This window comes from Amorphus orientalis, assembly GCF_030814015.1.
Classification (GTDB): domain Bacteria; phylum Pseudomonadota; class Alphaproteobacteria; order Rhizobiales; family Amorphaceae; genus Amorphus; species Amorphus orientalis.
The window spans coordinates 1215842-1236391 of record NZ_JAUSUL010000001.1 but is presented as its reverse complement, the minus strand read 5'-3'; the positions used below and the strand labels follow the sequence as shown (position 1 = coordinate 1236391).

At 68.0% G+C, this 20550-nt stretch carries 19 protein-coding genes; 7 read left to right on the top strand and 12 right to left on the bottom strand.

Features of this window, described 5'->3' with window-relative positions; all coding sequences use genetic code 11:
- Positions 1–10: 10 nt before the first annotated feature.
- The 4 genes from J2S73_RS05555 to J2S73_RS05540 all read right to left on the bottom strand — a co-directional run bounded on the left by J2S73_RS05555 (position 11) and on the right by J2S73_RS05540 (position 5230).
- Positions 11–835, bottom strand: coding sequence for an exodeoxyribonuclease III (locus J2S73_RS05555; protein WP_306884449.1), 825 nt, complete (start codon positions 833–835; stop codon positions 11–13).
- Entirely contained in the window at positions 835–1725 is an 891-nt protein-coding gene (locus J2S73_RS05550) for an HpcH/HpaI aldolase/citrate lyase family protein (RefSeq protein ID WP_306884448.1), read from the bottom strand. The genes J2S73_RS05555 and J2S73_RS05550 overlap by 1 nt, the downstream gene beginning before the upstream one ends.
- Before the next feature lie 115 nt (positions 1726–1840).
- Positions 1841–3205 carry a DUF2252 family protein gene (locus J2S73_RS05545; RefSeq protein WP_306884447.1) on the bottom strand — a complete coding sequence of 455 codons (1365 nt, stop codon included), beginning with the start codon at positions 3203–3205 and terminating at the stop codon, positions 1841–1843.
- Positions 3206–3271: 66 nt separating this feature from the next.
- Positions 3272–5230 carry an acetoacetate--CoA ligase gene (locus tag J2S73_RS05540; protein ID WP_306884446.1) on the bottom strand — a complete coding sequence of 653 codons (1959 nt, stop codon included), beginning with the start codon at positions 5228–5230 and terminating at the stop codon, positions 3272–3274.
- Positions 5231–5523: 293 nt separating this feature from the next.
- Between J2S73_RS05540 and J2S73_RS05535 the strand changes: the two genes are divergently transcribed.
- From J2S73_RS05535 to J2S73_RS05520, 4 genes are all read left to right on the top strand, one after another.
- Positions 5524–6114 carry an RNA polymerase sigma factor gene (locus J2S73_RS05535; protein WP_306884445.1) on the top strand — a complete coding sequence of 197 codons (591 nt, stop codon included), beginning with the start codon at positions 5524–5526 and terminating at the stop codon, positions 6112–6114.
- 47 nt (positions 6115–6161) lie between these two features.
- Entirely contained in the window at positions 6162–6617 is a 456-nt protein-coding gene (locus J2S73_RS05530) for a hypothetical protein (RefSeq protein WP_306884444.1), read from the top strand.
- Positions 6614–7084, top strand: a complete 471-nt coding sequence (locus tag J2S73_RS05525; RefSeq protein ID WP_306884443.1) for a periplasmic heavy metal sensor — start codon at positions 6614–6616, stop codon at positions 7082–7084. The genes J2S73_RS05530 and J2S73_RS05525 overlap by 4 nt, the downstream gene beginning before the upstream one ends.
- Positions 7085–7211: 127 nt before the next feature.
- Positions 7212–7490, top strand: a complete 279-nt coding sequence (locus J2S73_RS05520) for a DUF6460 domain-containing protein (RefSeq protein ID WP_306884442.1) — start codon at positions 7212–7214, stop codon at positions 7488–7490.
- Between the two features lie 92 nt (positions 7491–7582).
- On the opposite strand, the gene J2S73_RS05515 is transcribed toward J2S73_RS05520, so the two are convergent.
- From J2S73_RS05515 to J2S73_RS05505, 3 genes are all read right to left on the bottom strand, one after another.
- Positions 7583–8182, bottom strand: coding sequence for a putative glycolipid-binding domain-containing protein (locus J2S73_RS05515; RefSeq protein WP_306884441.1), 600 nt, complete (start codon positions 8180–8182; stop codon positions 7583–7585).
- A 169-nt stretch (positions 8183–8351) separates the two neighbouring features.
- Positions 8352–8897, bottom strand: a complete 546-nt coding sequence (gene infC / locus J2S73_RS05510) for a translation initiation factor IF-3 (protein WP_306884948.1) — start codon at positions 8895–8897, stop codon at positions 8352–8354.
- Positions 8898–9124: 227 nt separating this feature from the next.
- Entirely contained in the window at positions 9125–10282 is a 1158-nt protein-coding gene (locus J2S73_RS05505) for a glycosyltransferase family 4 protein (RefSeq protein ID WP_306884440.1), read from the bottom strand.
- Positions 10283–10393: 111 nt separating this feature from the next.
- Between J2S73_RS05505 and J2S73_RS05500 the strand changes: the two genes are divergently transcribed.
- A complete protein-coding gene (locus J2S73_RS05500; RefSeq protein ID WP_306884439.1) occupies positions 10394–11173 on the top strand; it encodes an alpha/beta hydrolase in 780 nt (259 codons plus the stop codon).
- Positions 11174–11706: 533 nt separating this feature from the next.
- On the opposite strand, the gene ubiB is transcribed toward J2S73_RS05500, so the two are convergent.
- Together ubiB and ubiE are read right to left on the bottom strand one after the other, a co-directional pair.
- Positions 11707–13293 (bottom strand): 2-polyprenylphenol 6-hydroxylase, encoded by a 1587-nt coding sequence (gene ubiB, locus J2S73_RS05495; protein ID WP_306884438.1) that lies wholly within the window; start codon positions 13291–13293, stop codon positions 11707–11709.
- A gap of 4 nt (positions 13294–13297) precedes the next feature.
- A complete protein-coding gene (gene ubiE, locus J2S73_RS05490) occupies positions 13298–14080 on the bottom strand; it encodes a bifunctional demethylmenaquinone methyltransferase/2-methoxy-6-polyprenyl-1,4-benzoquinol methylase UbiE (protein ID WP_306884437.1) in 783 nt (260 codons plus the stop codon).
- A 114-nt stretch (positions 14081–14194) separates the two neighbouring features.
- Between ubiE and mutM the strand changes: the two genes are divergently transcribed.
- Together mutM and J2S73_RS05480 are read left to right on the top strand one after the other, a co-directional pair.
- Positions 14195–15076: a bifunctional DNA-formamidopyrimidine glycosylase/DNA-(apurinic or apyrimidinic site) lyase gene (gene mutM, locus J2S73_RS05485; RefSeq protein WP_306884436.1), complete on the top strand. Its 882-nt coding sequence runs from the start codon at positions 14195–14197 to the stop codon at positions 15074–15076.
- A 40-nt stretch (positions 15077–15116) separates the two neighbouring features.
- Positions 15117–15656 carry a hypothetical protein gene (locus J2S73_RS05480; protein WP_306884435.1) on the top strand — a complete coding sequence of 180 codons (540 nt, stop codon included), beginning with the start codon at positions 15117–15119 and terminating at the stop codon, positions 15654–15656.
- A 12-nt stretch (positions 15657–15668) separates the two neighbouring features.
- Here J2S73_RS05480 and J2S73_RS05475 read toward each other — a convergent pair whose 3' ends face one another.
- The 3 genes from J2S73_RS05475 to J2S73_RS05465 all read right to left on the bottom strand — a co-directional run bounded on the left by J2S73_RS05475 (position 15669) and on the right by J2S73_RS05465 (position 20185).
- Entirely contained in the window at positions 15669–16193 is a 525-nt protein-coding gene (locus J2S73_RS05475; protein ID WP_306884434.1) for a hypothetical protein, read from the bottom strand.
- 475 nt (positions 16194–16668) lie between these two features.
- Complete coding sequence (gene purH / locus J2S73_RS05470) at positions 16669–18282, bottom strand: bifunctional phosphoribosylaminoimidazolecarboxamide formyltransferase/IMP cyclohydrolase (protein WP_306884433.1); 1614 nt, start codon at positions 18280–18282, stop codon at positions 16669–16671.
- A 208-nt stretch (positions 18283–18490) separates the two neighbouring features.
- Positions 18491–20185 (bottom strand): heparinase II/III family protein, encoded by a 1695-nt coding sequence (locus J2S73_RS05465; RefSeq protein ID WP_306884432.1) that lies wholly within the window; start codon positions 20183–20185, stop codon positions 18491–18493.
- Between the last annotated feature and the right edge of the window lie 365 nt (positions 20186–20550).

Sequence of the window (20550 nt, the reverse complement as noted above, 5' to 3'; positions counted from 1 at the left end):
GGGATTTGCTCTACCCCGAGATCGTCACCAGCACCGGCACGTGGTCCGAGGGCTTTTCCCAGCTGCGCGCCTCCGGCACGACCCGGATCCCGCTGACCCGGTCGGCGAGCGAGGGCGAGGCCCACATGTGGTCGAGCCGCCGGCCGCGGTTGGAGACCGTGTGGTCGCGGTTGCGGTAGCTCCACCAGGTGAAGACCTTCTCCGGCGGCGGCAGATCCCGCCGCACCACATCGACCCAGCTTCCGGCATTTTGCGCCGCGTCCAGCCGCTCGGTCTCCTCCGGCGTGTGGCTGATCACCTTCAGAAGCTGCTTGTGGGACCACACGTCCTCCGGCAGCGGCGCGACGTTGAAGTCGCCGCCCACCAGGCTCGGCACGGCCGCAGCGGTCCGGCTCCAGGGCGCGAACGCCTCCAGATAGGCGAGCTTGGCGGCGAATTTCGGGTTCACGGCCGGGTCCGGCTCGTCACCGCCCGACGGAATGTAAAGCGAGTGCAGCACCACCTTGCGGCCGCCCACCTCGACCGCGCCGGCGATGTGCCGCCCCTCGTCGATGTCGGCCAGATTCTCGCGCATCACGTCGGTGATCGGACGCTTGGCGGCGATCGCGACGCCGTGGTGGCCCTTGCGGCCGTTCACCACCACGTGGGGATAGCCGAGCTTGTCGAGGCCCGAGGTCGGAAACTGGGCATCCGGACAGCGGGTTTCCTGCAGCAGAAGCACGTCGGGGGCGTAGGCCGCCACGAACCGCTCCACCAGCGGCAGCCGGGAGCGGATCGAGTTGATGTTCCAGGTGGCGACGACGAGGCGATCGGCGGAGCTGTCGCTGGCCGCCATCAGGCGCCTCCGCGGGCGGCGATGGCGTCGGCGAGCGCGACGGTCTTTTCCGCGATTTCCGCATGCAGCCGTTCGACCATCCGGCCGTTGAGCGAGATCGCCCCCTTGCCGGCGTTCTCCGGCGCCTCGAAGGCGGCGATGACGGCGCGCGCCTCCTCGATCTCCTCCTCGCTCGGCGCGAAGGCTCGGTTGGCCTCCTCGATCTGCTTGGGATGGATCAGCGTCTTGCCGTCCATGCCCAGATCCCGGCCCTGCCGGCATTCGGCGGCGAACCCGTCGGCGTCGTCCAGATCGTTGAACACACCGTCGATGATGGCGAGGTCGTTGGCCCGCGCCGCCGCCACGAAGGTCATCAGCCAGGGCATCATGGTGGCCCGGCCGGGCACGATCCGGGTGCGGGTCTCCTTGGCGAGGTCGTTGGTTCCGATCACCAGCGCGTCGAGCCGGCGGCCGGCGTCCTCCTCGACCGCCTCGGCGATATCGCCGGCGTTCAGGACAGCGCGCGGGGTCTCCATCATCAGCCAGATCGCCAGTTCCGTCGGCGCGCCGAGCCGGGACAGCACCCGCCCGATCGCCATGACGTCGTCGACCGTCTCCGCCTTCGGCACCAGAATGGCGTCGGCGCCGCTGGTGGCGATGGCCTCCAGGTCGCCGATGCCCCAGGGCGCCGACAGCGGGTTCATCCGCACCACGACTTCCCGCGGGCCGTATCCGCCGGCCTTGACCGCCGCGATCACCTGCTCGCGGGCGCTCTCCTTCTGCTCCGGCGCCACCGCATCCTCCAGATCGAAGATCACGGTGTCGACGGGAAGCGTTTTCGCCTTTTCCAGCGCCCGGGCATTGGAGCCGGGCATGTAGAGGACGCTGCGGCGCGGACGGATGTCGGTCATGGCCTCTCCAGGACGGCGTTTTCGGGATGGGCGGCGGGCGATGCCGGTCCCCTGACGGCGGGGCGATGACACTTCGATAGCAAACCGGGAGGCGGACGCAACCCGTCGGCCGGCGTCACGCGATCAGGTCGCGTTCGTCGAGAAGGCGTCGCAGCCGGGCCCAGTCGTGAATCACCTGGGCCGCGTAGCGCTCGGCGACACCGACCAGTTCGCGGATCGCCTGCTTGGAGAGCCGCTCCGCCATGTGGGTCTCGAACCGGACAGAGCGCTTGTCCGACCGCGCGTGCGCCAGCGCCACGGCCATCCCGGACGCCTTGGCGTGATCCCGCAGGTTGTCGGCAAGATCGCCGTCGGCGAGGTCTTCCGCATCGGGAGAGACCTTGGAGTTGTGCCGCGTCCGCACCAGCCAGTGCGATCCCTCCCAGACCACCTCGTCGAGCACCCGGTCCGGATGGCGCTGCATCAGCCGCTGGCTGTCGATGACCAGATGCGCCCACGGCATCCGGTTGGCCGGATCGATCTCGGGAAAATGGGCGAGGAACCCCGGCGGACGCTGTTCCTTGATTTCCACCAGATGGTAGAGCTCCAGAAGCTTCCGCCAGTCGTCGCCCTCGCGGTCGGTCGCATCCGGGCCGACCAGCAGATAGTAACGATCGGCGTGACGGGCCCCGAGGCCGGCACCGTGCCGGATCGCGACATCGCAGATCGTGTCGTCCACATAGGGCGCGAACGCCGCCCGGACCTCATCCGCGCGGGCACCGGTCAGCCGCTCGATCCGCCCGTCCTTCGGCTTGAACCGCGGTTCGTCGGATTCCAGATCCGCGGCTTTGGCGAGCTTGGACTTGGAGGTGAAATCGTCGCCGCGGACGGCCCGGTCGCGGGCCTTTTCTTCGTAGTCCGCGAGGAAGTGCTTCGACTTGAAGCCCCGGATCACGGCTTCCCAGCACTCGATCGGATCGTCGGCGACCGCCGCGCAGGTCTTCCTGTAGCGCTTGAAGAAGCGTTTCGCCGCGCCGCGCGCGGCTTCGAAGCCCGGCGAATCGTGAAGCCGGTCCAGCGGCCAGTTGACGTAGGTCCCGTCGTCGTCGCAGCGCGCCCGGTCGGCGGCCAGAAAAAGGCTGGTCGCATACCGGACCAGATCCCATTCGGCGTAGCCCACCCCGGCATCGTCATAGTCGTTCGGGCAGAAATGAACCCAGTCCGGCCCGGCCCAGGCGCCCCCTTCGGTCAGAAAACCGAGATTCTCCAGATGGCAGTCGCCCTGGATTCGCGTCAGCGACTTCCGGCTCACCTCGACGGGCAGCGTGCCGTCCTTCAGGTCGCGATAGTAGAGGCTCACCGTGCCGCGAAAGAACGCGAACGGTGATCCCACCATGTCCCGGTGCTTGCCGTAGGCAGGTCCCTCCGACAGATCGACGTCGTCGACCCGCTTGATCTCCGAGAGGATCACATCCAGCCGGGGATCGCTTCGCTCGGACATGGGTCTTCCTCGGTGGTGTGCACTGGCATCGGGCGGGGGGCGACGGATGCGCCCGGATACTCTCCGTCAGTCGGAGAGCTGCGGCAAATCCTTGTAGTGGTCGAGCGCCTCGGGGTTGGCCAGCGCTTCCTTGTTCTTCACCTCGCGACCATGAACGACGTCGCGCACGGCAAGTTCCGTGATCTTGCCTGACTTGGTCCGCGGAATGTCGGCCACGGCGACGATCCTGGCCGGCACGTGGCGGGGGCTCGCGCCGGACCGGATCTGCGACTTGATCTTCTTCTCCAGCGCCTCGTCGAGGCTCGCGCCTTCGGCGAGCCGCACGAAGAGCACCACCCGCACGTCGTTGTCCCAGTCCTGGCCGATCGCCAGCGCCTCGAGCACTTCGGGGATCTGCTCCACCTGGGCGTAGATCTCCGCCGTGCCGATCCGCACCCCGCCGGGGTTCAGCGTGGCGTCGGAGCGGCCGAGGATGACGAGCCCGCCGTGCGGGGTCCATTCCGCGAAGTCGCCGTGACACCACACGCCGGGGAAGCGCTCGAAATAGGCCGCGCGGTACTTGGCGCCCTCGGGGTCGTTCCAGAACATGACCGGCATCGTCGGGAACGGTTTGGCGCAGACCAGTTCGCCCTTCTCCTCGCGGATCGGGTGCCCGTCCTCCGACCAGACCTGGACGTCCAGCCCGAGGCCCGGCCCCTGGATCTCGCCCTTGTAGACCGGCGCGATGGGGATGCCGAGCACGAAGCAGCCGACGATGTCCGTGCCGCCGGAGATGGAGGCCAGGTGGATGTCGTGCTTGATCTTGTCGTAGACGAAGGAAAAGCTCTCCGGGGCCAGCGGCGAGCCGGTCGAGGTCATCAGCCGCACCGTCGACAGATCGTGGCTGTTGATCGGCTCGTGCCCGGCCTTGGCGACGGCGTCGATGAACTTCGCCGACGTGCCGAACAGCGTCATCTTCTCCTGGTCGGCATAGTCGAACAGGATCTCGCCGGACGGCGCGAACGGCGAACCGTCATAAAGCAGCAGCGTCGCCTCACAGGCGAGCCCCGACATCAGCCAGTTCCACATCATCCAGCCGCAGGTGGTGAAGTAGAACACCCGGTCGCCCGGCCGCACGTCGCAGTGGAGCCGGTGCTCCTTCAGGTGCATCAGCAGGACGCCACCCGCCGCATGCACGATGCACTTGGGCACGCCCGTCGTGCCTGAGGAGAACATGATGTAGAGCGGGTGATCGAACGGAACCCGCTCGAACTCCACCGGCTTGGCCTCGACGCCGGCCAGCGCGCTATCCAGCGCCACGGCGCGCGGCACGCTGTCGGCGACTTCGTCGGCGCGGCCGAGATAGGGGACGATCCAGATCGTCTCGGCGCTCGGAAGCTGCTCGGCCACGGAAGCGAGCTTGTCGGCAACGGCGATCTCCTTGCCGTTGTACCAGTAGCCGTCGCAGGCCACGAACACCTTCGGCTGGATCTGGCCGAACCGGTCCAGCACCCCGCGTTCGCCGAAATCCGGCGAGCAGGAGGAGAAGGTCGCGCCCAGGGACGCGGTGGCCAGCATCAGCGCCGTCGTCTCCGGCATGTTGGGCATCATCGCCGCGACCCGGTCGCCGACGCCGACGCCGGCCGCCGCCAGCCCCTGCTGGAGCCGCGACACCAGCGCGTGGAGCGCGTCCCAGCTCATCCGGCGCTTGACCTTGTCCTCGCCCCAGAAGACGAGCGCGTCGCCGTCACCGGTGCGGCGGAGCATGTTCTCCGCGTAGTTCAGCCGCGCATCGGGGAAGAACTTGGCGCCCGGCATCTTGTCGCCGTCGGCCAGCACCCGCTCGCCCTTGTCGCCGATCACGCCGCAATAGTCCCAGATCGCCGACCAGAAGCCCTCCAGATCGGCCACGGACCAGGCATGAAGGTCGGCGAAGGTCTCGAACGACTTGCCCGCCCGGTCCCCGGCAAAGCCCATGAAATCCGTCATCTGGGCTTCGGCGATGCGCTCTTTCGACGGAGTCCACAGCGGCGCGTCGGTCGTCATTCGGACGATCTCCCCTTCAATCCGGCCGATCCGGTATCGGCGGCTGCAATAGCACCGGCCCGGATCACCCGACAAGGTAAGCGCTGAGCGGAGCGGAAAGAAGAAGCATCGCGCGTAGGAGATCGACCGGCGGCGCGTTTCATCATATCGACAGCAACCGGACCACCGGGGCTCCGGCCGACCCGCGCCTGCGGCAGGCGCCCCGGAACCGACTCAATTTGAGAGGACGGATGGTCGTCTTCGCCGACGCGGTCAACCGGCCGCTCCCCAGCAACGATCGGTCAACGGCACGCGTGGATACCGGACCCGTCGACGACGCCGACACCCAGCTTCTCGCGCGGATTTCGCACGGGGACGAGCGGGCGTTTGCCGAACTGGTCGCCCGGCACAGCCCCCGGCTGCACGCGCTCGCACTGCGCTTCACCGGATCCGCCGCCGATGCCGACGATGTGGTCCAGGACACCTTCTGGTCGGCCTGGCGGAAGGCGTCCGACTGGCAGGCGCGCGGTGTGAAGGTGTCGACCTGGCTCTACCGGATCGCCCTCAACCGCTGCATCGACCTCGACCGGCGCCGCAAGGTCCGGCGGCTGGTCGGGCTGGACGATGCCCGGGACCCGGAGGAGCCCGCACCAGGGGCCGAGCAGCAGGCGGTGGTGCGGTCCGAACTGGCCGCCGTCTCCGACGACGTGCGCGCCCTTCCCGCCCGACAGCGGGCGGCGATCCTGCTGGCCGCGACCGGCGAGGCGGGGACCGGAGAGATTGCCGCCAGGCTGGGCATCAGCGAAGGTGCCGCAGAACAGCTCCTGGTGCGGGCCAGACGCACGCTCCGGCAGAAGAAGATGGCGCGGGAGGCCCTTGGTCCGGACGGAGGGCAACCCAGATGACACGGGATCACACACGCGGGCGTCGGACGTCCGCACAGGTGGAAGACATGAGCCGCATGACCGTCGCCGAGCTGGAAGCTCTGCTCGATCGCCACGGACCGGATCCGCACGACTGGCCGCGCGGAAGCGCGGACAGGGTCGATGCGCTGTGCGCGCACGATCCGGTTGCGCGAAACGTTCTGGCGAGCGCGCGCACGCTCGACGCCGATCTCGGTGCCCTTGTGGCCCCGAAACCTGCCGATTCCGCCCTGATCGGGCGGGTCCTCTCCTCGGTGCGCGCGCGGCGCGCAGACGCATCGCCTGCGCTTTTTCTCACGCCCGCGCGCATGGCGGCGTTCGCCGGCATCGCCGTTGGCTTCGTCGCGCTCGGCGCCACCCTCGGACTGATGATCGAGCAGCCCGTCCAGTCGACCGTTCAGAGCGAGGAGGTCGCCATTCTCATGCTCGGCATCGGCGACGATCTGGGCCTCGGGTCCGGCGACAGCCCCGGAGACAGCCTATGACGCTTCGCGGTTCCTGGGCGATCGGGGTGCTGGTCGCCCTCGCCCTCTCCCTGGCGGTGAACTTCACGCTCGGCGGCTTCGTGTCGGCGCGCCTGCTCGGCCCCCATCCGCCCCATCGCGGCGGTGGCGGGTTCAGCGCGCTTCTCGGCTCCGACCGGGCCTATCCGCCGGAAATGCAGGACGAACTCAGGCAGGCGGTGTTCGACGATCCCGCGATGAAGGAGCGGATCCGTGCCCTGATCGAGTCGCGGCGGAAGATGTTCGAGATCATGCGCGCCGATCCCTACGATCCGGCCGCCCTGCAGGCGGTACTGGCCGAGATCGAGACCAACACGACGGCGCTTCAGGAGGCCGGTCACCGGATCCTGGAGAAAGTCGTCGCCGAAACCCCGCCCGACGTCCGCGCCGAGATCGGCTGGCGGCGGCACCACGGCGATCGCGACCATCGCGGGCCGCCGCACGATTGAGGAATGGCTGGGCTCGGGCCACCGGCGGCTGCAACGGACGACGGGACAATCTTGAAATCGGGCCGCCGCGACCCCTGATAGGAGAACGCACGGGGCGGACGAACGCCCCTCCATCGGAAGGATCGCAATGGTCGACCAGCCCTCTCGGACACGCCGCCTCCTGGGCGGATCGTTCCCTCAGGTGATCCTGAAGCTGCTCCTGCTGTCGTTCCTGGTGGGGCTCGTACTCGCGAGCCTGGGCTTCACGATCGAGGAGCTCGTGTTCCGGATTTCGCTCTGGATCGGCTATCTGCCGCAGCTCGGCTGGAGCGCGATCGTCGACGCCGGGCGCTATCTGGCGCTCGGCGCGATCATCGTCGTGCCGATCTGGCTGATCGTCCGGGTGCTGGAGAACGTGCGCTCCTGATCCCATGAACCCGGCGCCGGCCGAGCGCGCAACATCGATCCGGTGCGTATACCGGATCGACGGGCGCGCTGGCGTTCAGGCCCGAACGCCGATCACGCCAGGCGGCGAAGCCGTCCGCTTACCGACATGGCGAAGCCATCGCCGTCCACGACGATCTCGTCGCAGATGCCGGTGGCGACATCGTCGTAGCGGTAAAGCTGCAGCGGCTGGAGGCATGTCAGCCGGCGGCGCGCGCGCACCGGTGCGAGATCCGCCGCCGACAGCGTGACCACGTCGAGCTCGACGCTATCGCCGGCGCCGAGACCCAGGCGCCGGATCATCGGTGTCCATGTGAAGGCCGTCTCGGCGAATTCCAGATCGACACATCCCGACAGCTCGTCGAGGGGCACGCCGTGCCCGTCGGTCCAGCGACCGGCAGCGTCGGACTGCAGCCGCTCCGGCTCCGAAAGCCCAAGCAGCCGCACCTCGAACAGGCGAACGCACCAGGCGGGATCCAGAACCGTCCGATGGGTGAGGCCCAGCGGTCCGTGCGGGCCCGCACCGGTGACGACGCCTTCGACCCGACGCGCATCGCTCGCCCGCTCATAGAGCAGGACTTCCGATCCGCGCTCCGGCCCCTCGCTTTCGAAGCGCAGGCAGTGGCGGTCGCGATTTTCGGTCCACAGGTCCGGGGGTGACAGTGTCGCGTGCATGGCACCGATCTCCTCTCTCGCGGGCCGGGGCTTTCCGCCGGATGGGGAAAGCGCTGGCTCCATGGAGTTCGACGCCGACGAGGATCGCCGCACTTCGCGGCGATCCGATGGCATATCGCTCAGAGATGTTCGATCCGAGCGGACAGCAGTTTCAGCGAGACGAAGCGGGTCAGCGGTTCGGCAGGGGCGCCAGAACCATGACCATCTGCCGGCCTTCGAGACGCGGCTCGGATTCGACCTTGGCGAATTCTTCGGTCTCGGAGCGGACCTTCTTGAGAAGGTCCATGCCCAGTTCCTGATGCGCCATCTCGCGCCCACGGAACCGCAGCGTCACCTTCACCTTGTCGCCTTCCTCGAAAAACCGCATCATCGACCGCATCTTCACCTCATAGTCATGGGTGTCGATGTTCGGGCGCATCTTGATTTCCTTGACCTCGACGGTCTTCTGCTTCTTGCGCGCCTCGGCGGCCTTCTTCTGGCTCTGATACTTGTATTTGCCAAAATCGAGGATCTTGCAGACCGGCGGGTCGGCGTTCGGCGACACCTCGACGAGATCGAGACCGCTCTCCTCGGCCATAGCCAAGGCCTCGTCGGTCTCGACTATCCCGCGGTTGTTTCCCTCGGCATCGACAAGCTGTACCCGGGGTACACGGATGTCGGAATTGACGCGCGGCCCTTCCTTCGTGGGCGGCGGAGCACGGTGCGGACGGCGAATGGTATGACTCTCCTCAACTGTCCATAAAAGTCGGCGTCGTATGGCGGGTCCTGAGTGCCCCGGCTGACCGGACGAAACACCGTAAGCCCCGAACGCCAGGCGCCGGAGCATGGAACGGGCTTCGATAGACCCGCAGACGATGTCATCAAGATCGGCACTTTGGCAGGCGAAGTCAACGCCGGAAGCAGGCTCTATGCCCCGGAAAGCCAGAATTCCGGCCTGATTTCCTATCGCTCGGCGAGCAGGCCCCGATAGACGTCCAGGGTCCGCTCCGTCATCGCCTCGAGCGAGAACCGGGTCGCCACGTGGCTTCGGGCCCGCTCGGCGAGGCTCGCGCGCCGGTCAGGGTCGAGGTTCAGAACCTCCTCCAGCGCGGCCGCCAGCGCTTGCGGATCCCCCGGCGGCACCTTCCAGCCGGTGCGTGCGTCCTCGCCGACGGCCGGCGGCGCAAGAACGGTCTCCGTCACCGCGCCCAGGTCAGACACCACCACGGGCCGGCCGGCAATCTGCGCTTCGACGGCCGCCCGGCCGAACGCCTCGGGCTCGGTCGATGCCACGACCACCGTGTCGGCGAACGCCATCGCGGCCGGCACGTCGGTGCAATGGCCCGGGAGCAGCACCCGGCCTTCCAGCCCGTGGTCCCGTATCCGGGTCCTGAGGTCGTTCAGATAGGCCTCGCGGCCCTGGGCGTCACCCGCCAGAACCCCAACCCAGTCGTCGCGTTCCGACAGACGGGCGAGCGCATCGATCGTGACCCGCTGGCCCTTCCAGCCGGTGAGCCGGGCAAGCTGTAGGATCACGCGCTTGCCGGCCGGCACGGCCCACTCGGTGCGCAACGCCTCGGCGCGGTCCGCAACGGACGGATCCTGAAAGGCGCGCATGTCGGTACCGCGATGGATCACCACGATCCGCCGGTCCCCGACATCGTGCCGGGACCGGATGAGGTCGGCGGTGTAGCCGGAATTGGCGATCACCACATCGCCCCGGGCCATCACGGAATTGTAGTAGCCTTTCAGGCGGGATTTCTGATTGTAGGCACCGTGATAGGTGGTCACGAACGGCCGACCGGTGCGCCGGGCCGCGATCAGCGCCGACCAGGCCGGGGCGCGCGAGCGGGCGTGCACGATGTCCACGCCCTCCGCCTCGATCAGGTCCGCGATTGCCGCCGCGTTGCGCCACATCCGCCAGGGATTTTTCGTCTTCGCCGGAAACTCGCGGTACTCCGCGCCTGTGCTTTTCAGCTCGTCCACGAGCCGGCCGCCCTCCGACAGGACGATCGCCCGCCAGCCTTCCGCGACGATCCGCTCCGCCACGTCGACCGCGGTGCGTTCGGCACCGCCGGTCTCCAGTTCCGGGACGATCTGCAGGATGGTCGGTGACGGCACGGGGCGTCCCTGAGCTTGAAACGGAGTCCGGTCGACGCGGGATTGGCGTCCGGGCGGGTGGATACGCTATCTGGGGCGGCGAGACGATAGCATCCGAGCGAGGTCAGAAGAATGAGCGAAACGAAACCCCAGTGGGTTCCGGTCGGAGACGGGCCCGAGGCGCGCCGGATCGCCGTGCGCGACCGGCCGGGCACCGAGCCCCGCGTGCTCTGGCTGGGCGGCTTCATGTCCGACATGAAGGGCACCAAGGCCGTGGCGCTCGACGAATGGGGCGCGAAGACCGGACGCGCGGTGACCCGATTCGACTATTCCGGCCACGGCGAATCGGAAGGCCGCTTCGAGGACGGCACCATCACGAAGTGGCTCGACGAGGCGGAGGCGGTCTTCTCCACCTTCTGTCCGGGCCCGACGATCCTGGTCGGCTCGTCGATGGGCGGATGGATCTCGCTGCTTCTCGCCCGCCGGCTCAGGGAAAAGGGCGCGGCCGACCGGCTTGCCGGCATGGTCCTGATCGCGCCGGCGGCCGACTTCACCGAGACGCTGATGTGGGCGAACTTTCCCGAAGAGGCGCGCCAGTCGATCCTGAAGGACGGGGTGTGGTACCGGCCATCGCCCTACGGCGAAGACCCGTATCCGATCACCCGCGAGCTGATCGAGGACGGGAGACAGAACCTGCTCTACGAGACCGCGCCGATCGAGACCGGCTGTCCGGTCCACATCCTTCAGGGCGTGCTCGACGACGACGTGCCGTGGACCCATGTCACCGACCTGGTCTCCAGGCTCGCCCGCGACGACGTGGTGCTCACGCTGGTGAAGGACGGCGATCACCGCCTGTCGCGTCCCCAGGACATCGAGCGGATGATCGCGGCTGTGGAGACCGTCGCCGACTGAATGCGCATGGCGCGGCCGGCCCCCTACAACCGCTCACGGACCTGTCGGAAATGAACCGACCCATCCTCAGCCGCTCACCCCGGCGAAAGCCGGGGTCCAGGGCGACACGATGGGCCTGGACTTTTGGCCCTGGATTCCCGCCCTCGCGGGAATGAGCGGAGTTTGGAGATTCTCCTCCCCGCATAGCCCGGACGGAAAACCGGTTCCCACTTTTCCTGGGCTTTGCGTGTCAGCGCGCGACTGCGCGCCGGCCGGTCAGGCCGCCCCCGCGGAGCGGTGAGCGAAGCGAACGCGCGTGAGCGGAGACACCTAAACCGGTTCCCACTTTCGCTGGCTTTGCTCTCTTTCCCCGCAAAGCCCGGACGGAAAACCGGTTCCCACTTTTCCTGGGCTTTATCAGCGGACGACCGTCCGCCGGCGCTCATGCGCCGCCCTCCCGGAGCCGGTGAGCGAAGCGAACTCGGCGTGAGGGAAAAGATTCTTTCTCCGCAAAGCCGGACGCGAAACCGGTTCCCACTTTCGCTGGCTTTGCTCTAGCCAAACACCACCGAGATCGCGATGGCGAACAGGGAGAGCGCGCCGAGCCAGAGCGCGGCCTGGCGCGAGCGGGTCCGCCGCGCCTCCGCCTCCGCGATGTGGTCGACCGTGTCCACGGCAAGGGTGAGGCCCGTCTCCGCCATGTTGGAGAAACCGTGGCTCATCCGGCTCACCTTATCCACGAAGTCCGGGAATTCCGCCATCAGCCGGACGAACGCGGCGAGCCCTTCCCCAGCCTCCTGCAGACGGCGGGCCGGACCGATATTCGTCTCCACCCAGGTCCGCATGACCGGTTCGGCCACGTGCCACATGTCCAGCTTCGGATCCAGGCTGCGGGCGACGCCCTCCACCACGACCATGGTCTTCTGCAGCATGATCAGCCGCGGCTGGGTCGTCATGGCGAACAGCTCGGTGACTTCGAACAGCTGGGTCAGGAGCCGCGCCATGGAGATGTCCTGGGCGGTCTGGTCGCGGATCGGCTCGCCGATCGCGCGCAGCGCCTGGGCGAACACGTCCGGGTCCTGATCGGCTGGAACGTAGCCGGCCTCGAAATGGACCTGGGCGACCAGCCTGTAGTCGCGCCGGATGAAGCCGTAGAGAATGCGCGCCAGGAACGAGCGCTCCGCCGCGTTGAGGCGGCCGGTGATGCCGAAATCGACGGCGACCAGCGTTCCGTCCGGCTCCACGAAGAGATTGCCCGGATGCATGTCGGCGTGGAAGAAGCCGTCGCGGACCGCGTGGCGCAGGAAGGACTGCATCACCGTCTCGGCGAGTTGCTCCAGGTCGATGCCAGCCTCGCGGATCGCCTCGATCTTCGACAGCTTGATGCCCTCGATCCACTCCATGGAGAGGATCGTCTTGGAGGTGCGGGCCCAGTCCACCGACGGAACGCGGAAGCCCGGGTCCTCGCGGCAGTTCTCCGCCATTTCCGACAGTGCGGCGGCCTCGAGCCTGAGATCCATCTCCAGGTGCACGGACCAGGCGAGCGTATCGACCACGGCGACCGGCCGCAGCCGGCGCGCGTGCGGCACGAACCGCTCGATCAGGCGGGCGGCCATGTAGAAGCTCTCCAGATCCCGGGCGAAGCGGCCGGCGACCCCTGGCCGCAGCACCTTCACGGCGACCGTGCGGATCCCGCCGTCCCGGTCGCGCACCGTCGCCCGGTGGACCTGGGCAATGGAAGCGGCGGCGACCGCCGGCCCGAACTCGACGAAGGCCTCCTCGACGGTGCGGTCGAGCCCCTCCTCGATCGCCTTGCGCGCCGTCTCGTCGGAGATCGGGGGAACCTCGTCCTGGAGCTTGGCCAGCTCGCGGGCCGCATCGGCGCCGACCACATCGGCCCGGGTCGCCAGGAACTGGCCGAGCTTCACATAGGACGGGCCGAGACGGTTGAGCGCCTGGGTCAGGCGGACGGCGGCCTCGGTCCGCTTGGCGCCGCGCCGTTCCAGGAGCCGCGCGACCCGGATGCCGAAGCGGGCCGACGGCGGCAGGTCCGGGAGAACCACCAGCCCGAACACGCCCTCGCGCGCGAGCACGAACCCCGCATGCACCAGGCGAAGCAGCGGCGCAATCCGTAGCGCCATCGCGTCAGACCTTGAAGCCGGAATGGATCGCGGCGATGCCACCCGACAGAAGCCGGAAGGTGACCCGCGAAAAGCCGGCCTCCTCGATCTCGAACGCGAACCGCTCGGGGATGGGGAAGGTGCGGATCGATTCCACCAGATACTGGTAGGGCTGCTCGTCGCCGGTGACCGCGCGGCCGAGGGGCGGGATCACCCGGAACGAATAGGTGTCGTACACCTGCTGCAGGACCGGCAGGTCGACGGGCGCGAACTCAAGGCACATGAAGCGACCGCCCCGGGGCAGCACCCGGTAGGCCTCGGCCAGCGCGGCCGCCCGGTCGGGCACGTTCCGGATGCCGAAGGCGATCGTGTAGGCGTCGTGGGATCGGTCGGCGAAGGGCAGCATCTCGGCGTTGGCCTGGACGAAGCGGCTGCGGTCGGCGAGATGCTTCTTCTCCGCCCGCTCCGCACCGACGCCCAGCATCGCGCCGTTGATGTCGGTGATCGTGACGCTCGTCCCCGCGCCGCCGCGGTTCAGGATGCGGAAGGCGATGTCACCGGTTCCGCCGGCGACGTCCAGAACCCGGTAGCGGCCGCGCGCCGACTTGGGCGGCGACAGCCAGCTCACCATCGCGTCCTTCCACAGCCGGTGGAGACCGCCCGACATCAGGTCGTTCATCAGGTCGTAGCGCTGGGCCACGCGGTGGAAGACGTCATCCACGAGGCGCTGCTTGTCGCCGGCCGCGACCTGGCGGAAGCCGAAAGGAAGCTCGCTGCCCCCCTGCGTGCGCGATTCGGTTTCGCTCATACTCATCAAACCTCTTTCGGGCGACGATAACCGGCGGGACATCCTGCGGCTATGCTTACGGCGCGGGTCGGGTTAACGATCACGTCCCGTGTTCCAATCTCACCCGGCTTTGTGATGCCCGAGCTTCCAGAAGTCGAGACCGTCCGCCGCGGCATCGCGCCCGCGCTGGTCGGCCACACCATCGTGTCCGTCGCCCAGCGACGACCGGACCTGCGCTTTCCGTTCCCGGAGCGCTTCGTGGCGCGCGTATCGGGCCGCATCGTGACGGCGCTCGGCAGGCGGGCAAAATATCTCGTGGCCGATCTCGATGACGGCACCGTCCTCCTGATGCATCTGGGCATGTCGGGCTCGTTCCGCATCGAAGCCGGGGCGGAAACGGAGGTCGCCGGCCGGTTTCATCTGCCCCGCTCCAAGGACAGGGCCCACGACCATGTGGAGTTCCGCCTCGAGGACGGCACCCGCATCGTCTACAACGATCCGCGCCGGTTCGGCTACATGGCGCTGATCGCGCGCGCCGAATTCGACCGGCATCCGCTCATCCGCGGCCTCGGTGTCGAGCCCGTGGGCGAGGAGCTGACCGGTGCATTCCTGGCTGAGAAATTCGCCGGACGCAGCACATCGCTGAAGGCGGCACTCCTCGACCAGCGCCTGATCGCCGGGCTCGGCAACATCTATGTGTGCGAGGCGCTGTGGCGGGCGCGGCTGTCGCCCCGGCGCAGCGCCGGCTCCATCGCCCGCAAGGACGGGACGCCCACGCTCCGGGCGGAGCGGCTCGCGGAAGCGGTGAAGGCGGTGATCGCCGACGCCATCGTCGCCGGCGGCTCGACGCTCAGGGACTACATGAAGGCCGACGGCAGCCTCGGCTATTTCCAGCATACGTTTGCGGTCTACGATCGCGAGCACGAGCCCTGCCGCCGCGAGAGCTGTCGCGGCACCATCAGGCGCATCGTCCAGTCCGGACGCTCGACCTTTTTCTGCCCGGAATGCCAACGCTGACCATCCTGCCGGCGCGCCGGCACAGCTGAGAGGGACACGCATGACACCGACCCGACCCGCCACAAGCCGCGCAGCGACCGCGCTCCGGCTTGCCGCCGCGCTTCCTCTGATCCTGGCCGCGACGGCCGCCTCGGCCCAGTCGACGATCACGGCAAAACCGCTCTCCGACGACGACTGCAGCCAGCTCGCCAAGGAGACCAGCGACCGGACGGGCGTGCCGGTCGACGTCGTCGTGGGCGACGCAGGCCCTTACATCTTCACCAATCTCGACGGAACCGCCTGCCTGTTCTCCGGGACGGCGACCGGCGTTTCGAAGAATCTGGAAAACCTCGCGACCATCGGCGAAGGCTTCGAGGGCTGGACCCGGGACAGCGCCTACGATGCCGACGCCCCCGGTGCGACCAGCGTGACGTTCACGCGCGGCAACGACTGGTTCGCGCTTTCGGTCGGCGCCGAACCGCCGACGGACACATGCGAGGACGTCATGATCTCGGAGTGCAAGGCGCCGCTGTCGGAGTGGACCTGGACCGTCTCCGGCATGGCGTTCACCGCACCGGCCGGCGTGCGGCCGGAATACTGAGCTGCAACCGCGCTAAAGCGGCCCGGTCGCATGGGGCGCCCACTGACGCAACGCCGCGATAAGCTCCGCTTCCCGCGCCTCGCCGCCGAGAAGGCGGCGGGGCACGCGCTGGACGACCAGCACGTCGTGCCAAACCAGCAAAGTCTCCTTTGACAGCTCGATCTTCGAAATCGCCGACCAGGGGGTTTCGCTGTGCGAGCCCGTGCCATTCCGGACCGCGAAGCGATCCGGCTGAACCGTGACGGTCATCGGACCGATTTCGGCCGTCGCAAGCTCCACCATCCGCTTGACCATCGACCGCGTGCTCAGAGCCCAGAGAATTATGCCGGCGGCCAAGCCGATCCCGGTCGTCAGAACCACGAGGGACGCGACCTCGCCGGCGAACGGCGTCGTATATCGAGCCAGGAGAAGCGAACAGGCATTGGCCAGCACCAGCAGGAGAAGGGCCGTGGGCCCGTCGCCCCATCGGCTTCGAAGAAGGGGCCGGGCCCGGTTGAGATACTCCCGATAGCCGACAGCCACGTCTTCGCGCGTCATTTCCCCTTCAAAGACGAAACGGCTCTTTTGATCCATTGGCGCTCTCGTATCAGGCCGGCGTGCGCAGGACGACACGTCGCGGCGATCAATGGCAGGGGGCGTCAGAGTGCAAGGGGCGTCCCCACCCCCGTTCCCCTCGGCAAAAGCCGGGGTCCAGGGGCACGGTCTCGGATGCTGCGGCGGTCCACCCTGGATTCCGGCTTCCGCCGGAATGAGCGGAGATTGGGTTCGACGCCGACAGTCCCTCGCGCCCTTTCGCATCACCCCAGCCAGCGCGCGACCGCGCGTCGGCCGGTCAAGAGGCGCGAAGCGCAGCGACCGGGACGAAAGAACCGGCCGCGCCCCGCGCAGCGGTGAGCAAAGCGAACTCGCGTGAGCGGGAAAAGACCAAACCGGTTCCCACTTTTCCTGGCGTTGCTTTCTTCTTCCGCAAATCCCGGACGGAAAACCGGTCCCCACTTTTCCTGGGATTTGCTCAGTGCCTGAAATGGCGGACGCCGGTGAAGACCATGGCGATGCCGGCCTCGTCGGCGGCCTTGATCACCTCGTCGTCCCGCATGGAACCGCCCGGCTGGATGACCGCCGTCGCGCCCGCGTCCACCGCGGCCATGAGGCCGTCGGCAAACGGGAAGAAGGCATCGGAGGCAACGACCGAGCCGCGCGTCAGCGGCTCGGGAACGCCGGCGGCCTCGGCGGCGTCGGCCGACTTGCGGGCGGCGATGCGGGCGGAATCCACCCGGCTCATCTGCCCGGCGCCGACCCCTACGGTCGCCCCGTCCTTCACATAGACGATGGCATTCGACTTCACGTGCTTGGCGACCCGCCAGGCGAATTTCAGATCGGCCCATTCCTGCTCGCTCGGCGCCCGGGCGGTCGCGACGGTGAGTTCGCAGTCCTCGACCACGGACCCGTCCCGGTCCTGCACCAGGAAGCCGCCGGCGACCGAACGCACCATCGGCCCGGCAAAGCGCGGATCCGGCAGTCCGTCGGTCAGGAGAAGGCGCAGGTTCTTCTTGGCGGCCACGATTTCGATCGCCTCGTCGGTCGCGCCGGGCGCGATGATGACCTCGGTGAAGATCTCGGTGATGGCCGTCGCAGCCTCCGCGTCCAGTTCGCGGTTCAGCGCCACGATGCCGCCGAACGCGGAGACCGGATCGCAGGCCAGCGCCTTGCGGTAGGCGTCGACCAGCCCGTCGCCTTCCGCCACGCCGCACGGATTGGCGTGCTTGATGATGGCGACGGCCGCCGTGCGCTCCGGATCGAACTCGGCGACCAGCTCGTAAGCGGCGTCAGTGTCGTTGATGTTGTTGTAGGAGAGCGCCTTGCCCTGCACCTGGCGCGCCGTGGCGACGCCCGGACGCGGCATGCCGGTGCCGTAGAAGCCGGCCTTCTGATGCGGGTTCTCGCCGTAGCGCATTTCCGAGATCAGGCGGCCGCCGAGGGAGAACCAGGTCTTGTCCGGCTGTTCCTCCTCGCCGGCGAACCACGTGGAGATGGCCGCGTCGTAAGCGGCCGTGCGCGCATAGGCCTTGGCGGCGAGCCGCTTGCGCATGGCGATGGGCAGGGTCCCGTCGCCGGCGCTCATCTCGTCCAGCACCGCCGAATAGTCGGCCGGGTCCACCAGCACGGCTACAAAAGCGTGATTCTTGGCCGCCGCGCGGATCATCGCCGGACCGCCGATGTCGATCTGCTCGATCGTTTCGCGGAACGCCGCGCCGGAGGCGACGGTCTTCTCGAACGGATAGAGGTCGATCACCAGAAGATCGATCGATTCGATGCCGTGCTCGACGAGCTGGGCGGCGTGCTGCGGGTCGTTGCGCACCCCGAGCAGCCCGCCATGGATCATCGGGTGCAGGGTCTTCACCCGGCCGCCCAGAACCTCGGGAAAGCCGGTGACTTCGGCGACGTCGGTGACCTTGATGCCCGCGTCGGACAGCGTCTTCGCGGTTCCGCCCGTCGACAGGATGTCCACGCCCCGCTTCGCGAGTTCGCCGGCGAACTCGGCGACGCCGGTCTTGTCGGACACGGAAACGAGCGCGCGCCGAACCGCGACACGGTCGGGAAGCGGCACGGAAGACGGCGTCACCATGAGAAGTCCTTTCGTCGTTCAGAGAATCTTCCGATCCGATCCAGCGATCTGGACGGAGGGGAATCGCTCATAAATCCGAATGCGGAGCCATATAGCAGCGGCCGGGCGTCTTCGCCCAACCGGAATGGGCTCATTCGCGGGGTCTTGCCGGGGCTGGCGGTCTGGCCGGTAGCACACTTCCGGCGTCAACCGGAAGCGCCCAGAGCGGTCAGAACAGGAGCGGCTCCTCCCGGCCCTCGCCGCCACTCTCCGCCGGACGCCGCCGGGACCGCGGCCGATCCGCCTCTTTTTCCAGCTGCCAGGTGACCGTGGAGGTTCCCGAGACCCGGCCGTAGAGCACGATCTGGGCCGTTCGCCGCATGCCGTGGGCCCCGGCCAGAAACACCGATTCCTCGATCTCGGGCTGGATGTCCTCGGCCGTGAACCGCCACGCCGACCGATCCTCGCAGACGATCAGGACGCTGTGTCCGTCCTGGCTGCGATTGGCGCGCACCTGGGGATGCAGATGGAAGCGGACCGCAAACGGCAGCTTGTCTCCGGCACCGGCGCGCACCGGTTCCAGCCGGTCGCGCCCGATCAGGATGCGGCCATCCGCGCTGAGGACCACGGTGCGCTCGTGCAGCAGGCCGAACCGGCCGGCATAGCCGTCGTGCCGGGCGACGACGGCCATCTGCTCCTCGTCGTCCTCACGCCGCACATCCACATGTTTGGGCCCGTTGTAGAGCACCGGGCCCAGACGGTGGCCCAGACCGTGCGCGGGCAGGATGCGCGCCGACGACGTGTCCTCCACGATCAGGGTGGAATGGGCGGCCGTGGAGCGCGCCAGGCCCCGCCATTTGGACTTCGCGCCGGCCGGCATGCCGCAATTGACGATGATGCGGTTGGTGCGGTCGGAAAACTCGAACGACAGGCAGCCGGCGTGGGCGTCCCTGGAATAGGCAAGCGGCGGCGGGGTGCCGGTGTCCATCAGCACGACGGCGCCCGACGCCGCCATCCGCTGGTAGCCCGAGTGACGGGCATTGTCGGGCGCGGTTCCGCGGGAATCGTCATAGGCCAGGACCGTCGCGACGAGATCGGTATGAGTGGAGCCCATTCCGTTGAAGAGCACGAAGGACCCGTCGCCGTGGCGGAAGAAGCGCAGCATGGGCATCATCCGGTCGAGCGCCTCGCCCAGCACCGGCGACGGCGTGATGCCGCGCACCGAAAGGGCCTGGCGGATCGGCAGGAGGTCAACCAGGAGGTCCAGAATCAGGCCCGGATTGCGGGATATGTGGCCCCCGTCCGGCAGGATCTGCAGGGAGATCTCCCGGTCGAGGGCGCGGGTCGCCCAGCGGGCGAGACCCGGCTGATCGGCAATGGCGGCGGCGGCCGCCGTCAGCGCCATGATCATGCGGATACGGGAAATGCCGTCGGACGAGCGGGCGAGCGCCGTGCGCAGATGGTGCACGTGGCGACCCACCGCCTTCAGGAAGCGCTGGTAGAATGCGTGGTCGCAGTCTTCGAGGATCAGCGGCGACTGGGACAGCCAGGACAGCAGGCGCCGCGAGGCGACCGCGTCCTCCCAGGCGATCGGCGGCAGCTTGGGCGACAGCCGGATCCACTCGTCGACCAGCGCGCGCGCATTGGAGCGCGACAGGGTCGATTCCGACGCGCGCAGATGACGGAGCCAGGAAAAGCCGTGCAGCGAGCGCGCCCAGTCCTCCGACGGCGGCGTGATCAGGAACGGCGAGTTGCCCCCGACATCGACCGCATGTCCGGCGAAGGCGAACAGACCGGCATAGATGTCGGTCGCGACCGTCGGATCCGCGGTGCGCACGTCCTGGGGCGCGATGACCAGCTTGGCAGGCGTGGTCTGCACGAACGGGCCGACGACGTCCCACCTGCCGGGCAGGTGCGAACGCACGGCCTTCGTTATGGCGAGCGACCATAATTGCCGCCAATCGGAACCGGTGCGTGTCGCCATTGGCGCGGTTCGGGCCCCCGGAGATTTCACTGACCTTGAGCATCTCACGCTCAGATTGAATCAATCTGAACAGGAAGACCTCAACCTGTTGAACCTAAAGCCATTCCCTGTCGATCAGGTGTTTCCACCTGGTCGGAAAAGGCTCCAGGACGCGGCAGGATCGATCGAGCCGATCCGCCATGACCACCCACAAGGGGCGAGCGGACAGACTATCGTCTCCCCGTACACGATGAGTTAACATATTCCAGTGTCGGACGAACTTTGCTCGCTCAAGCGCCCCGCGGAGACGGAGGGGAGCACCGGCG

Excerpts from the sequence above, each read along its gene's own strand:
- J2S73_RS05555 (WP_306884449.1), bottom strand. The coding sequence starts at position 835 with ATGGCGGCCAGCGACAGCTCCGCCGATCGCCTCGTCGTCGCCACCTGG.
- J2S73_RS05550 (WP_306884448.1), bottom strand. The coding sequence starts at position 1,725 with ATGACCGACATCCGTCCGCGCCGCAGCGTCCTCTACATGCCCGGCTCC.
- J2S73_RS05545 (WP_306884447.1), bottom strand. The coding sequence starts at position 3,205 with ATGTCCGAGCGAAGCGATCCCCGGCTGGATGTGATCCTCTCGGAGATC.
- J2S73_RS05540 (WP_306884446.1), bottom strand. The coding sequence starts at position 5,230 with ATGACGACCGACGCGCCGCTGTGGACTCCGTCGAAAGAGCGCATCGCC.
- J2S73_RS05530 (WP_306884444.1), top strand. The coding sequence starts at position 6,162 with ATGAGCCGCATGACCGTCGCCGAGCTGGAAGCTCTGCTCGATCGCCAC.
- J2S73_RS05525 (WP_306884443.1), top strand. The coding sequence starts at position 6,614 with ATGACGCTTCGCGGTTCCTGGGCGATCGGGGTGCTGGTCGCCCTCGCC.
- J2S73_RS05520 (WP_306884442.1), top strand. The coding sequence starts at position 7,212 with ATGGTCGACCAGCCCTCTCGGACACGCCGCCTCCTGGGCGGATCGTTC.
- J2S73_RS05515 (WP_306884441.1), bottom strand. The coding sequence starts at position 8,182 with ATGCACGCGACACTGTCACCCCCGGACCTGTGGACCGAAAATCGCGAC.
- J2S73_RS05500 (WP_306884439.1), top strand. The coding sequence starts at position 10,394 with ATGAGCGAAACGAAACCCCAGTGGGTTCCGGTCGGAGACGGGCCCGAG.
- ubiB (WP_306884438.1), bottom strand. The coding sequence starts at position 13,293 with ATGGCGCTACGGATTGCGCCGCTGCTTCGCCTGGTGCATGCGGGGTTC.
- ubiE (WP_306884437.1), bottom strand. The coding sequence starts at position 14,080 with ATGAGCGAAACCGAATCGCGCACGCAGGGGGGCAGCGAGCTTCCTTTC.
- mutM (WP_306884436.1), top strand. The coding sequence starts at position 14,195 with ATGCCCGAGCTTCCAGAAGTCGAGACCGTCCGCCGCGGCATCGCGCCC.
- J2S73_RS05480 (WP_306884435.1), top strand. The coding sequence starts at position 15,117 with ATGACACCGACCCGACCCGCCACAAGCCGCGCAGCGACCGCGCTCCGG.
- J2S73_RS05475 (WP_306884434.1), bottom strand. The coding sequence starts at position 16,193 with ATGACGCGCGAAGACGTGGCTGTCGGCTATCGGGAGTATCTCAACCGG.
- purH (WP_306884433.1), bottom strand. The coding sequence starts at position 18,282 with ATGGTGACGCCGTCTTCCGTGCCGCTTCCCGACCGTGTCGCGGTTCGG.